We start from the raw sequence: 13,548 nt of genomic DNA, 5'->3' as shown, positions 1-13,548 counted from the left end.
ACAAGTCTGGATGACAGTTTGGTTTTTTTCCTGGTCGTTTGTCGGTTTTGCGGGCGAACAACGCACATATGCCCCATGAAAAAAGGGGCCGCTGGCCCCTTTCTGGTGATTACTTTCGGCCTTCAGCCGTTTCCGCCACCTTGTCAGTGCGTGCGCACATGATGAAGTCGTTGCGGTGCAGGCCTTTGATCGAGTGGCTCCACCAGGTCACGGTGACCTTGCCCCATTCAGTCAGCAGCCCCGGGTGGTGGCCTTCGGCCTCGGCGATCTCGCCCACGGCATTGGTGAACGCCAGGGCGTGCTTGAAGTTCTTGAACAGGAACACGCGCTCCAGCTCCATGTGGCCGTCACGTACTTCGATGTTCCAGTCCGGGATTTCGCGGATCAGCTCGGCCAGCTCTTCGTCGGTGACTTTCGGTGCATCGGCGCGGCAGGCTTCGCAATGGGCTTGGTTCAAGGCATTCATGAGGTGTTTTCCGGTTCGAGTTGTTATCGGCAAGGTCGCTCAGGCAGCGACCTTGGGTGGAAACTTCGGTGCATGCAGACCCAGTTGCATGGCTTTATGGACCATGCCCATGATGTCTTCGTGGGCCAGGTCGAACAGGCGCTTCATGTTCGGCAGCACGAAATACACCGGTTGCAGAATGTCGATGCGGTAGGGCGTACGCATGGCCTCGATCGGGTCGAAGGCCTGGTGCTCAGGCTCGTCAGACAGACTGTAGACGGTCTCTTTCGGCGACGAGAGGATGCCACCACCATAGATTTTGCGGCCTTGCGCGGTTTCCATCAGGCCAAACTCGATGGTCATCCAGTACAAGCGCGCCAGGTACACACGTTGTTCCTTGGTCGCGGCCAGGCCGAGCTTGCCGTAGGTGTGGGTGAACTCGGCGAACCAGGGATTGGTCAGCAGCGGGCAGTGGCCGAAGATCTCGTGGAAGATATCCGGCTCTTGCAGGTAGTCCAGCTCTTCCGGGGTGCGGATAAAGGTGGCCACCGGAAAGCGCTTGCTGGCCAGCAGTTCGAAGAAGGTCTGGAAGGGGATCAGCGCCGGTACCCGGGCAACCTGCCAGCCGGTGGTGGCACCCAGCACCTTGTTGATCTCGCCCAGTTGCGGAATGCGGTCATGCGGCAACTTCAGCTGGTCGATGCCGTCCAGGTATTCCTGGCACGCACGGCCTTCGATCACTTTCAGCTGGCGGGTGATCAGGGTGTTCCACACCGCATGCTCTTGCTGCGGGTAATCGATAAAACCATGCGCATCGGGCTCGCGTGCCACGTATTGCGTCTGTTTCATGAGGCTCTCCTGGTGAGGGCTTTTCTTGTTATGTGCAGGACATGCCTAAAGGAATATCCCTTCACCAGCGGTTTTGCACGGGGGCGGGCCTTGGCCGGGATGGGTGCTGATGCGGGTTTTCGTAACGATAATTTTACAAAACTCAGCAAGTGTCGGAAAATTCGAGGTATATGGCTGGTGGAAACCCCGTTTTTGTCAGCTTATCTTTACGACTTTTCTGCGCGGTGTTGAAAAACATCGGCGCTTCGAGAGCCCTCATGCGTATCAAAGTCCATTGCCAGAACCGCATTGGCATCCTGCGCGACATCCTCAACCTGCTGGTGGAGTACGGCATCAACGTGCTGCGCGGCGAGGTCGGCGGTGATCATGGCAACGCCATCTACCTGCACTGCCCGAACCTGATCAACCTGCAATTTCAGGCCCTGCGGCCGAAGTTCGAAGCGATTGCCGGGGTGTTCGGCGTCAAGCGTGTGGGCCTGATGCCCAGCGAACGCCGGCACATGGAGCTGAATGCGTTGCTGGGGGCGCTGGACTTCCCGGTGCTTTCGATCGACATGGGCGGCAGCATCGTTGCCGCCAACCGTGCAGCGGCGCAGTTGCTTGGCGTGCGGGTTGATGAGGTGCCGGGCATGCCGCTGGCGCGCTATGTCGAAGACTTCGACCTACCGGAGCTGGTGCGGGCCAACAAGTCGCGTATCAATGGCTTGCGCATCAAAGTCAAAGGTGATGTGTTCCTGGCCGATATCGCACCGCTGCAGTCCGAGCACGATGACAGCGAGGCGCTGGCCGGCGCGGTGCTTACCTTGCACCGCGCCGACCGGATCGGCGAGCGCATCTACAATGTGCGCAAGCAAGAGCTGCGCGGCTTCGACAGCATCTTCCAGAGCTCGCGGGTGATGGCTGCGGTGGTGCGTGAGGCGCGGCGCATGGCGCCGCTGGACGCACCGTTGCTGATCGAGGGCGAAACCGGTACCGGCAAGGAGTTGCTGGCGCGTGCCTGTCACCTGGCCAGCCCGCGTGGCCAGTCGCCGCTGATGGCCCTCAACTGCGCCGGGTTGCCCGAATCGATGGCCGAGACCGAACTGTTCGGTTACGGCCCTGGGGCATTTGAAGGGGCACGCGCCGAAGGCAAGCTGGGGCTGCTGGAGTTGACTGCGGGCGGCACGTTGTTTCTTGACGGGGTAGGGGAGATGAGCCCACGCCTGCAGGTAAAGCTGCTGCGCTTTTTGCAGGACGGCTGCTTCCGTCGGGTAGGTAGCGATGAAGAGGTCTACCTGGATGTGCGGGTGATTTGTGCAACCCAGGTGGACTTGTCCGAGTTGTGTGCCCGTGGCGAGTTTCGCCAGGACCTGTATCACCGCCTCAACGTACTGTCGCTGCACATTCCGCCTTTGCGCGAGTGCATGGATGGCCTGGAGGGGTTGGTGCAGCATTTTCTTGATCAGGCCAGTCGGCAGATTGGCTGTGCCATGCCGCGCCTGGCGCCGGCGGCAATGGACAAACTTGGGCAGTATCACTGGCCGGGTAATGTAAGGCAGTTGGAAAACGTTTTGTTTCAGGCGGTTTCGTTATGTGACGGCGGCGTGGTTAAAAGCGAGCATATTCGTTTGCCGGATTATGGCGTGCGGCAACCGTTGGGCGAGTTTTCGCTGGAAGGGGACCTTTCGCAAATTGTAGGGCGTTTTGAAAAGGCGGTGCTGGAAAGTTTGATGGGAGAGTTTTCCAGTAGCCGGGCCTTGGGCAAAAGACTGGGCGTTTCGCATACCACGATAGCCAACAAGTTGAGGGATTATTCGTTGGGCAAGTCGACTGATTAAATGGCTGTAAGTTAATAGCCTGTTAATCGGGTGGTGAATGCTTCGCGGGTGAACCCGCTCCTACAGGTACCGCGCCGCATTCATGGTGTGCGTGGTGCTCGTAGGATCGGGCTCACCCGCGAAGGGGCCCGCAGGGCCCCCAATTCACAAGGTGTCAGCCGTTAGAGCAGCCGTTCCCCATCACACGGTATTCGAGAATGTGTCTCTGGCCCTTGGAGTCTTCATAGGTCATGCGGGCTGGCACGACTTCGCACACGTTGGGCACTTCGCTCATGGAGATGACGCGGGCGATGTCCAGGTGCTGCGAGTAACTGTACTGTTCAACCGGAATCTGCTCGGCATCTTTTGCTTCACCGGCCATCGCCGCGCCGCAAAGACTGCCAAGTACCAATACCAGTAAAGCTTTCATTTTCTATTTACCTGTCTAAGGTCGTGAGGGGGCACGCGGCGCTTATGGCGCCGCGAGTACAGCGAGTTTTAACTATCAGGATTAGAGGGAGATTAACGCTTGCCTTCGTGGGGGCTGTTACCAGTTGTTAATCGCCTTGCCGTTGCTGGCGAGATGAATTTTATGGCGGTGGCCAATGCGGAAACAGTGGGTGTTTTGATAAAGTGTTTTGACAGAATCTGTAACAATCCTGTGCCAAAGCCCCTCGTTTTTCTCAGGAAGGGCTGTAATGCCCGCGCCAGAGCGCTTTGCCGGAACGGGTGTACCAAATTACTACCAACGTCGAATGGCTTTTGTCGCTCTGGTACAGTTACAAACGGTTCCATACAAAAACAACTATTACACCGAGGTAACACAGATGAGTGCGGCTCCACTGTATCCCGTTCGTCCCGAGGTTGCGGCCACTACCCTGACCGACGAGGCCACCTACAAGGCCATGTACCAGCAATCGGTGATCAACCCGGACGGCTTCTGGCGCGAGCAGGCCCAGCGTATCGACTGGATCAAGCCGTTCACCAAGGTCAAGCAGACCTCCTTCGACGACCACCATGTCGATATCAAGTGGTTCGCCGACGGCACTCTGAACGTTTCCTCCAACTGCCTGGACCGCCACCTTGAAGAGCGCGGTGACCAGTTGGCCATCATCTGGGAAGGTGACGACCCTTCCGAGCACCGCAACATTACCTACCGCGAGTTGCACGAGCAGGTCTGCAAGTTCGCCAACGCCCTGCGTGGCCAGGATGTGCACCGTGGTGACGTGGTCACCATCTACATGCCGATGATCCCTGAAGCTGTGGTCGCTATGCTGGCCTGTGCCCGCATTGGTGCGATTCACTCGGTGGTGTTTGGTGGCTTCTCGCCCGAGGCACTGGCTGGTCGCATCATCGACTGCGAGTCCAAGGTGGTGATCACTGCCGATGAGGGCGTGCGTGGTGGTCGTCGTACCCCGCTCAAGGCCAATGTCGACCTGGCGCTGACCAACCCTGAAACCAGCAGCGTGCAGAAAATCATCGTGTGCAAGCGCACCGGTGGCGACATTGCCTGGCACCAGCACCGCGACATCTGGTACGAAGACCTGATGAAAGTGGCCTCCAGCCACTGCGCACCCAAAGAAATGGGTGCTGAAGAGGCGCTGTTCATCCTTTATACCTCCGGTTCCACCGGCAAACCAAAGGGCGTGCTGCACACCACAGGCGGTTACCTGGTTTACGCCGCGCTGACCCATGAACGCGTATTCGATTACCGCCCGGGCGAGGTGTACTGGTGCACGGCCGACGTCGGTTGGGTCACCGGCCACAGCTATATCGTCTACGGCCCGCTGGCCAACGGCGCCACCACCTTGCTGTTCGAGGGCGTGCCGAACTACCCGGACATTACCCGCGTATCGAAGATCGTCGACAAGCACAAGGTCAACATCCTCTACACAGCGCCAACTGCCATTCGCGCCATGATGGCTGAAGGGCAGGCAGCTGTTGAGGGCGCCGACAGTTCCAGCCTGCGCCTGCTGGGGTCGGTGGGTGAGCCGATCAACCCTGAGGCCTGGAACTGGTACTACAAGACCGTCGGCAAGGAGCGTTGCCCGATCGTCGATACCTGGTGGCAGACCGAGACCGGCGGCATCCTGATCAGTCCGCTGCCTGGCGCCACTGCCCTCAAGCCGGGTTCGGCGACCCGTCCGTTCTTCGGGGTGGTGCCGGCACTGGTCGATAACCTGGGCAACCTGATCGACGGTGCTGCCGAAGGCAACCTGGTAATCCTCGACTCCTGGCCGGGTCAGTCGCGTTCGCTGTACGGCGACCACGACCGCTTCGTCGACACCTACTTCAAGACCTTCCGTGGCATGTACTTCACCGGCGACGGTGCGCGCCGTGACGAGGATGGTTACTATTGGATTACCGGCCGTGTGGATGACGTGCTCAACGTGTCCGGCCACCGCATGGGGACTGCCGAGATCGAAAGCGCCATGGTCGCGCACTCGAAGGTTGCCGAGGCTGCAGTGGTTGGCGTGCCGCATGACATCAAAGGGCAGGGCATTTATGTGTATGTCACCCTCAATGCCGGCATCGAGGCCAGCGAGCAATTGCGCCTGGAGCTGAAGAACTGGGTGCGCAAGGAGATCGGTCCGATTGCTTCGCCGGATGTGATCCAGTGGGCGCCGGGGCTGCCGAAGACCCGCTCGGGCAAGATCATGCGCCGCATCCTGCGCAAGATTGCCACCGGTGAATACGACGCGCTGGGCGATATCTCGACCTTGGCCGACCCGAGTGTGGTGCAGCACCTGATCGATACCCACAAGGCGATGAGCCTGGCTTCGGCCTAATTCCCTCGCCGGCAATACCCCTTGTAGGAGCGGGCTTGCCCGCGAATGCGTCAGTTCAGGCTAAGCTGTCTCCTGACCTCACGCATTCGCGGGCAAGCCCGCTTTTGCATTGTTACCCGACAATCATCGGTAACTGTTCTGTCACCGGCCCTGCACAGGTTCGGGGCGCGAGGAAACAATTCCGGCCCGTTTCGGTGCGTCGGGGTCGCCATTTTGTGCATCACGGCACGCTACACTTGCCGTCGTACAAGGCTTTGCCAATAATAGGCCCAGGAATTGCTAGGTCTATAGGTTCTATTTCTTGCGCCATTGCATATTCTGCACTGGCTGTCAACATCGCTCGCGGCGGTTTCAGGCGCTTCTATAAGTAGTTGTCGCTTTGAAGAAATATCGACTACCGGGCTGTCGTTAAAATGCCACTCACTCGCTCGTGGTATGCGGCCTTGGTCGAACCCTGCGCGGCTCGCGTTGTACTCATTCGCATATCGGGCAGCCGTTACCTGCCTTGTATTGCCCCGTACCGATGGAGTTACCTGATGAAGAAGCTCGCACTGCTTGGCGCCCTGGCGCTGTCTGTGTTTTCCCTGGTGTCGCAGGCTGATGAAAAACCGCTGAAAATCGGTATCGAAGCTGCTTACCCACCCTTCGCCTTCAAGCAACCTGACGGCAGCATTGCCGGCTTTGACTACGATATCGGCAACGCCCTGTGCGAAGAGATGAAAACCAAGTGCACCTGGGTCGAGCAGGAATTCGACGGCCTGATCCCGGCGCTGAAGGTGCGCAAGATCGACGCTATCCTGTCGTCCATGTCGATCACCGATGACCGCAAGAAGTCGGTCGACTTCACCAAGCGCTACTACCTGACTCCGGCGCGCCTGGTCATGAAGGACGGCACTACCGTCAGCGACAGCCTCGATGAACTGAAAGGCAAGAAGATCGGCGTGCAGCGCGGCTCCATTCACGACCGCTTCGCCAAGGAAGTGCTGGGTGCCAAAGGTGCCACCGTGGTGCCTTACGGTACCCAGAACGAAATCTACCTGGACGTCGCTGCGGGTCGTCTCGACGGCACCGTGGCTGACGCCACCCTGCTGGAAGACGGCTTCCTCAAGACTGATGCCGGCAAGGGCTTCGCGTTCGTAGGTCCGGCCTTCACCGATGCCAAGTACTTCGGTGACGGTATCGGTATCGCCGTACGCAAGGGTGACAAGGCGAATGTCGACCGCATCAACGCGGCTATCGACGCCATCCGTGCCAACGGCAAGTACAAAGAAATCGAGAGCAAGTACTTCAATTTCGACATCTACGGTCCAGACTCGAAGTAAGACGTCGGGTTTCACCTGTGCAATGGTGCAAACAGCAGAGGCTCTGAGGTTTGCACCATTTTTCATTCTCTAGGTCGAGGACCTCATCATGTTGAAAGGCTACGGGGCAGTCATCCTCGACGGGGCGTGGCTGACGCTGCAGCTCGCCCTGTCGTCGATGGCCCTGGCCATCGTGCTCGGCCTGATCGGTGTGGCGCTGCGTTTGTCGCCAGTGCGCTGGCTGGCCTGGCTGGGCGATCTGTATTCCACGGTGATTCGTGGTATTCCGGACCTGGTCCTGATCCTGCTGATCTTCTACGGCGGGCAGGACATCATCAACCGGGTGGCGCCGCTGCTCGGCTACGACGACTACATCGACCTGAACCCGCTGGTTGCGGGTATCGGTACGCTTGGCTTCATTTTTGGCGCCTACCTCTCGGAGACCTTCCGCGGGGCCTTCCTGGGTATTCCCAAGGGCCAGGCCGAGGCGGGCGTGGCGTATGGCATGAGCCCCCGCCAAGTGTTCTTCCGCATCCAGGTGCCGCAAATGATCCGCCTGGCCATACCGGGCTTCACCAACAACTGGCTGGTGCTGACCAAGGCTACTGCACTGATTTCAGTCGTCGGCCTGCAGGACATGATGTTCAAGGCCAAGCAGGCGGCTGACGCCACCCGCGAACCCTTCACCTTCTTCCTGGCAGTGGCGGCGCTGTACCTGGTGCTGACCAGTGTCTCGCTGCTGGCCCTGAAGTATCTGGAACGCCGCTACTCGGTGGGCGTCAAGGTGGCTGAACTATGATTTTCGACTACAACGTCGTCTGGGAAGCGCTGCCGATGTACTTCGGCGGCCTGCTGACCACCCTGAAGCTGCTGGCGATTTCGCTTTTCTTCGGCCTGTTGGCGGCTGTGCCACTGGGCCTGATGCGAGTATCCAGGCAGCCGGTGGTCAACCTTGCTGCATGGCTGTACACCTACGTCATCCGTGGCACGCCGATGCTGGTGCAGCTGTTCCTGATCTACTACGGCCTGGCCCAGTTCGAAGCGGTGCGCGAGAGTATCTTCTGGCCGCTGCTGTCCAGTGCCACCTTCTGCGCCTGCCTGGCGTTCGGCATCAATACCAGTGCCTATACCGCCGAAATCATTGCCGGCAGCCTCAAGGCCACGCCGCATGGCGAGATCGAGGCCGCCAAGGCCATGGGCATGTCGCGCATGAAAATGTACCGCCGCATCCTGCTGCCATCGGCACTGCGTCGGGCACTGCCGCAGTACAGCAATGAAGTGATCATGATGCTGCAGACCACCAGCCTGGCGTCGATCGTTACCCTGATCGACATCACCGGTGCTGCGCGCACGGTCAATGCCCAGTACTACCTGCCTTTCGAGGCCTATATCACGGCGGGCGTGTTCTACCTGTGCCTGACCTTCATCCTGGTGCGCCTGTTCAAGATGGCCGAACGCCGCTGGCTCGGCTACCTGGCGCCGCGCAAGCACTGACCGCTTTGTGAGAATCGACAGCATGTACAAACTCGAAGTCCAAGACCTGCACAAGCGCTACGGCAGCCACGAAGTGCTCAAGGGCGTGTCGCTGGCGGCCAAGGCCGGCGACGTCATCAGCATCATCGGCTCCAGCGGTTCGGGCAAGTCGACCTTCCTGCGCTGCATCAACCTGCTGGAGCAGCCGCACGCCGGCAAGATCCTGCTCAACAACGAAGAGCTGAAGCTGGTCGCCGGCAAGGATGGCGCACTGAAGGCCGCCGACCCACGTCAATTGCAGCGCATGCGCTCACGCCTGTCGATGGTGTTCCAGCACTTCAACCTGTGGTCGCACATGACTGCGCTTGAGAACATCATCGAAGCGCCGGTGCACGTGCTGGGAGTGAACCGCAAGGAAGCCCTGGAGAAGGCCGAGCACTACCTGGCCAAGGTCGGCGTTGCCCACCGCAAGGATGCCTTCCCCGGGCATATGTCGGGTGGTGAGCAACAACGTGTGGCAATTGCCCGGGCATTGGCCATGGAGCCGGAGGTCATGCTGTTCGACGAGCCGACCTCGGCGCTTGACCCTGAGTTGGTAGGTGATGTGCTGAAGGTAATGCAGGCGCTGGCCCAGGAAGGTCGGACCATGGTGGTGGTGACCCATGAAATGGGCTTTGCTCGCGAGGTGTCCAACCAGCTGGTGTTCCTGCACAAAGGCCTGGTGGAAGAAACCGGCTGCCCGCGTGAAGTGCTGGCCAACCCGCAGTCGGAGCGCCTGAAGCAGTTCCTCTCCGGCAGCCTGAAGTAAAAGCTGCATTTTTGCACCAGAATAGGGCATGCTGCGCGGCGAGCGCAGCCTGACCCGGCGCACAGACTCGAACGACCTCAGGTTTCGGACCGTACCCTATGACCACCCAGCGAATCGGTTTTCTCATCTGGCCCAGCACCAGGCCTTTGACCCTGGCGTTGGCCGAGGAAGTGTTGCTGGTGGCGCAGCGGGTGCATCCGGATGTGGTCTACGAGTTGGTCTTCCTGCAGGCCGAGCCTGCGCAGGAAGGTGCCTGGCGGTTGCCGGGCGAGCCGTGGCTCGGCCGCCTGGAGGGTTGCCACAAGCTATTTCTGCTGGCCGACGAGCCGCCTGCGGCGATGGGGGCTGCCTTTTCAACGGCGCTCAAGCAACTGGCGCGCAGTGGCTGCCTGATCGGTGGCCTGTCGGCCGGGGTATATCCGCTGGCAATGCTGGGCCTGCTCGATGGTTACCGGGCAGCCGTGCACTGGCGCTGGCAGGATGACTTTGCCGAACGCTTCCCCAAGGTCATCGCCACCAGCCACCTGTTCGACTGGGATCGCGACCGTCTGACCGCCTGCGGTGGTATGGCCGTGACCGACCTGTTGCTGGCGGTGCTGGCGCGCGATCACGGGGCTGAGCTGGCTGGGGCTGTGTCGGAAGAGCTGGTGGTCGAGCGCATCCGCGAGGGTGGCGAGCGCCAGCGTATCCCGCTGCAGAACCGCCTGGGTTCGAGTCATCCCAAGCTGACTCAGGCGGTGTTGCTGATGGAAGCCAACATCGAAGAGCCGCTGACCACCGACGAGATTGCCCAGCATGTGTGTGTGTCGCGTCGGCAGTTGGAGCGTATCTTCAAACAGTACCTGAACCGCGTGCCCAGCCAGTACTACCTGGAGTTGCGGTTGAACAAGGCGCGGCAGATGCTGATGCAGACCAGCAAGTCGATCATCCAGATCGGGCTGTCCTGTGGTTTTTCCTCGGGGCCGCATTTTTCCAGTGCCTACCGCAACTTCTTTGGTGCCACGCCGCGGGAAGACCGTAATCAGCGACGCAGCAGCAGCCCGTTTGAGTTGAGCTCGGCGCCGGCTGAAAAGGGCTGAGATTTCGGGTGGGTTCGGGGTGTATGCCTTGGGGGTGGTGTTGGGGCGCAAATCGAGCGCCGCCCACGCGGCGCTTCGCGGGTAAACCCGCTCCTACGTTTGTTTCGGGCCAGTTATGCCTGTGGCATTTGCGCGCGAACGCCTGGGTGCCTATCTCGATATCGCGTCGTACCAACAAGGCGGTCGCGCGCGCCAGGCACAGGATGGACTGGCCCGAAACGAACGTAGGAGCGGGTTTACCCGCGAAGCGCCGCGCGGGCGGCGCTCGATCTCCCCGTCAACACATCAACATCGCCGTACATCCTGCCCCCTCACAATCCTATGTGAACACCCGTACATCCTGTCCCCCTCACAATCCTGTGTGAACACCCGTACATCCCGCCCCCTCACAATCCTGTGTGAACACCCGTTCACCCAGCTCCCTCTCTCCCGTACACTGCGCGATTGCGACAGTGTTTGTCGCATTGCCGAAAGCCTTGTCAAAACTGGGTTTTGCGCTGTAACAAGTTGTCGCTTGGCCGCAAGGACAGGCGCGGATCAGTCCTTACAATCCCCCCATCGCTCGCCACTTCCAGGCCAGCGTTCCTCTTCAGGAGACTCAGATGTCCGTTGAGCAAGCCCCGGTGCAACGTGCCGATTTCGACCAGGTGATGGTCCCCAACTATTCTCCGGCGGCCTTCATTCCTGTGCGAGGCGAGGGTTCCCGTGTCTGGGACCAGTCGGGTCGCGAGCTGATCGATTTTGCCGGCGGCATCGCGGTCAATGCCCTGGGCCACTGCCATCCGGCACTGGTCAAGGCCCTGACTGAACAGGCCAACACCCTCTGGCACGTATCCAACGTGTTCACCAACGAGCCGGCCCTGCGCCTGGCCCACAAGCTGGTGGACGCCACCTTTGCCGACCGCGCGTTCTTCTGCAACTCCGGCGCCGAGGCCAACGAGGCCGCTTTCAAGCTGGCCCGTCGTGTGGCGCATGACCGCTTCGGTCCGCAAAAGCACGAAATCATCGCCACCGTGAACAGCTTCCACGGTCGCACCCTGTTTACCGTCAGCGTGGGTGGCCAGCCGAAGTACTCCGATGGCTTTGGCCCGAAGATCACCGGTATCAGCCATGTGCCGTACAACGACCTGGAAGCGTTGAAGGCACAGATTTCCGACAAGACCTGCGCCGTGGTGATCGAGCCGATCCAGGGCGAGAGCGGCGTGGTGCCGGCCGACAAGGCCTACCTGGAAGGCGCGCGCAAGTTGTGTGACGAGCACAACGCTCTGCTGATCTTCGACGAAGTGCAGACGGGCGTGGGCCGTACCGGCTCGCTGTATGCCTACCAGCACTACGGCGTGACCCCGGACATTCTGACCAGTGCCAAGAGCCTGGGCGGCGGCTTCCCGATTGGCGCCATGCTGACCACCACCGAGCTGGCCAAGCACCTGGCCGTTGGTACCCACGGCACCACTTATGGCGGCAACCCGCTGGGCTGCGCCGTTGCCTGCGCTGTGCTGGATGTGGTCAACACCCCGGAAACCCTGGCCGGTATCAAGGCAAAGCACGAGCGCTTCAAAACCCGCCTGGAGCAGATCGGACAGCAGTACGGCCTGTTCAGCCAGGTGCGTGGCGTTGGCTTGCTGCTGGGCTGCGTCTTGGCCGAGGCCTGGCAAGGCAAGGCCAAGGACGTGCTCAACGCTGCCGAGAAAGAAGGCGTGATGGTGCTGCAGGCCGGCCCGGACGTGGTCCGCTTCGCGCCAAGTCTGGTGGTTGAAGACGCCGACATCGACGCAGGCCTGGATCGCTTCGAACGCGCTGTGGCCACACTGACCAAAGGCTGATCCGCCAGCGGTCCTTTCGCCGGCCCCGGCCCAGCCTCGGCACGAGGCTGAACCGGGCCGGCGATACCCGATTCCAGTGCAGGTGCCTGGGCGCCTGCCGTTTTTCCGTGCCGCCGTGAACGGCCCGTATTCCAAAGGAGTGACACCATGCTGGTGATGCGCCCCGCGCAAATGGCTGATCTGAACGACGTGCAGCGCATGGCTGCAGACAGCCCCATTGGTGTCACCTCGCTGCCGGACGACACTGCTCGTCTGGGCGACAAGATTGCCGCCTCTGAGACATCCTTCGCCGCCGAGGTCAGCTTTAACGGTGAAGAGAGTTACTTTTTCGTGCTTGAAGACAGTGAAACAGGTAAGTTGGCCGGCTGCTCGGCCATCGTCGCTTCGGCTGGGTACTCTGAGCCGTTCTACAGTTTTCGTAACGAAACATTCGTGCACGCCTCGCGTGAGCTGAAGATACACAACAAGATCCATGTGCTGTCGCTGTGTCACGATCTGACCGGCAACAGCCTGCTGACCAGCTTCTATGTGGCGCCGGAACTGGTCAACAGTGGCTGGGCCGAGCTCAATTCGCGCGGCCGACTGCTGTTCATGGCTGCGCACCCGGAGCGTTTCGCCGATTCAGTGGTGACCGAGATTGTCGGCTTCAGCGACGAGCAGGGTGAATCACCGTTCTGGGACGCCATCGGCCGCAACTTCTTCGACCTCAACTATGCCGACGCCGAGCGGCTGTGCGGCCTGAAGAGCCGTACCTTTCTCGCCGAGCTGATGCCGCATTACCCGATCTACGTGCCGTTGCTGCCAGACCTGGCGCAGGAAGCCATGGGCCAGGTACATCCGCGGGCACAGATCACCTTCGACATACTCATGCGCGAAGGCTTCGAGACCGAGCACTACATCGACATTTTCGACGGCGGCCCGACCCTGCATGCGCGCACCTCTGGCATCCGCTCGATCGCTCAGAGCCGGGTGGTCCCGGTGAAGATCGAAGAGGCCCCGGCCAAGGGCGGGCGCCCGTACCTGGTGTGCAACGGTCTGTTGCAAGACTACCGCGCGGTGTTGCTGGACCTGGACTGGGTGCCTGGCAAACCGGTCGGCCTGAGCGTGGCTGCAGCCGACGCGCTGGGCGTGGGCGAGGGCGCCAGCGTGCGCCTGGTTGCGGTTTGAGGTCTGGCAACAGACGTT

At 60.6% G+C, this 13,548-nt stretch carries 12 protein-coding genes; 9 read left to right on the top strand and 3 right to left on the bottom strand.

Annotation, left to right across the window (positions count from 1 at the left end; all coding sequences use genetic code 11):
* Window positions 1-109: 109 nt before the first annotated feature.
* Both J3A98_RS16755 and phhA read right to left on the bottom strand, forming a co-directional pair.
* The gene (locus tag J3A98_RS16755) at window positions 110-466 is read right to left on the bottom strand and encodes a 4a-hydroxytetrahydrobiopterin dehydratase (protein WP_003254532.1); all 357 of its coding nucleotides are present in this window, start codon (window positions 464-466) and stop codon (window positions 110-112) included.
* Between the two features lie 39 nt (window positions 467-505).
* A complete protein-coding gene (gene phhA, locus J3A98_RS16750) occupies window positions 506-1,294 on the bottom strand; it encodes a phenylalanine 4-monooxygenase (RefSeq protein ID WP_003254528.1) in 789 nt (262 codons plus the stop codon).
* A gap of 257 nt (window positions 1,295-1,551) precedes the next feature.
* On the opposite strand from phhA, the gene J3A98_RS16745 reads away from it, so the two are divergent.
* A complete protein-coding gene (locus J3A98_RS16745) occupies window positions 1,552-3,111 on the top strand; it encodes a sigma-54-dependent transcriptional regulator (protein WP_209967403.1) in 1,560 nt (519 codons plus the stop codon).
* Between the two features lie 154 nt (window positions 3,112-3,265).
* Here the strand turns inward: J3A98_RS16745 and J3A98_RS16740 are convergent, their stop codons facing one another.
* On the bottom strand, window positions 3,266-3,520 hold the full coding sequence (locus J3A98_RS16740; protein WP_021783457.1) for a DUF2790 domain-containing protein: 255 nt from the start codon (window positions 3,518-3,520) through the stop codon (window positions 3,266-3,268).
* A 397-nt stretch (window positions 3,521-3,917) separates the two neighbouring features.
* On the opposite strand from J3A98_RS16740, the gene acs reads away from it, so the two are divergent.
* The 8 genes from acs to aruF all read left to right on the top strand — a co-directional run bounded on the left by acs (window position 3,918) and on the right by aruF (window position 13,530).
* Entirely contained in the window at window positions 3,918-5,879 is a 1,962-nt protein-coding gene (gene acs, locus J3A98_RS16735) for an acetate--CoA ligase (RefSeq protein ID WP_176685224.1), read from the top strand.
* A gap of 536 nt (window positions 5,880-6,415) precedes the next feature.
* Window positions 6,416-7,201 (top strand): ABC transporter substrate-binding protein, encoded by a 786-nt coding sequence (locus tag J3A98_RS16730; RefSeq protein WP_012051577.1) that lies wholly within the window; start codon window positions 6,416-6,418, stop codon window positions 7,199-7,201.
* An 88-nt stretch (window positions 7,202-7,289) separates the two neighbouring features.
* The gene (locus tag J3A98_RS16725; protein ID WP_176685225.1) at window positions 7,290-7,979 is read left to right on the top strand and encodes an ABC transporter permease; all 690 of its coding nucleotides are present in this window, start codon (window positions 7,290-7,292) and stop codon (window positions 7,977-7,979) included.
* Window positions 7,976-8,674, top strand: coding sequence for an ABC transporter permease (locus tag J3A98_RS16720; RefSeq protein ID WP_176685226.1), 699 nt, complete (start codon window positions 7,976-7,978; stop codon window positions 8,672-8,674). Before J3A98_RS16725 ends, J3A98_RS16720 begins: the two co-directional genes overlap by 4 nt.
* A 22-nt stretch (window positions 8,675-8,696) precedes the next feature.
* On the top strand, window positions 8,697-9,461 hold the full coding sequence (locus J3A98_RS16715; protein ID WP_028699586.1) for an ABC transporter ATP-binding protein: 765 nt from the start codon (window positions 8,697-8,699) through the stop codon (window positions 9,459-9,461).
* A gap of 98 nt (window positions 9,462-9,559) precedes the next feature.
* On the top strand, window positions 9,560-10,540 hold the full coding sequence (gene argR / locus J3A98_RS16710) for a transcriptional regulator ArgR (RefSeq protein ID WP_021783461.1): 981 nt from the start codon (window positions 9,560-9,562) through the stop codon (window positions 10,538-10,540).
* Between the two features lie 602 nt (window positions 10,541-11,142).
* Window positions 11,143-12,363, top strand: coding sequence for an aspartate aminotransferase family protein (locus J3A98_RS16705; RefSeq protein WP_176685228.1), 1,221 nt, complete (start codon window positions 11,143-11,145; stop codon window positions 12,361-12,363).
* 147 nt (window positions 12,364-12,510) lie between these two features.
* A complete protein-coding gene (gene aruF, locus J3A98_RS16700; protein ID WP_209967401.1) occupies window positions 12,511-13,530 on the top strand; it encodes an arginine/ornithine succinyltransferase subunit alpha in 1,020 nt (339 codons plus the stop codon).
* Window positions 13,531-13,548: the final 18 nt, after the last annotated feature.

It is taken from the genome of Pseudomonas sp. BP6 (assembly GCF_017875935.1).
Lineage (GTDB): Bacteria > Pseudomonadota > Gammaproteobacteria > Pseudomonadales > Pseudomonadaceae > Aquipseudomonas > Aquipseudomonas putida_Y.
This window is presented reverse-complemented; position numbering and strand designations above follow the sequence as displayed.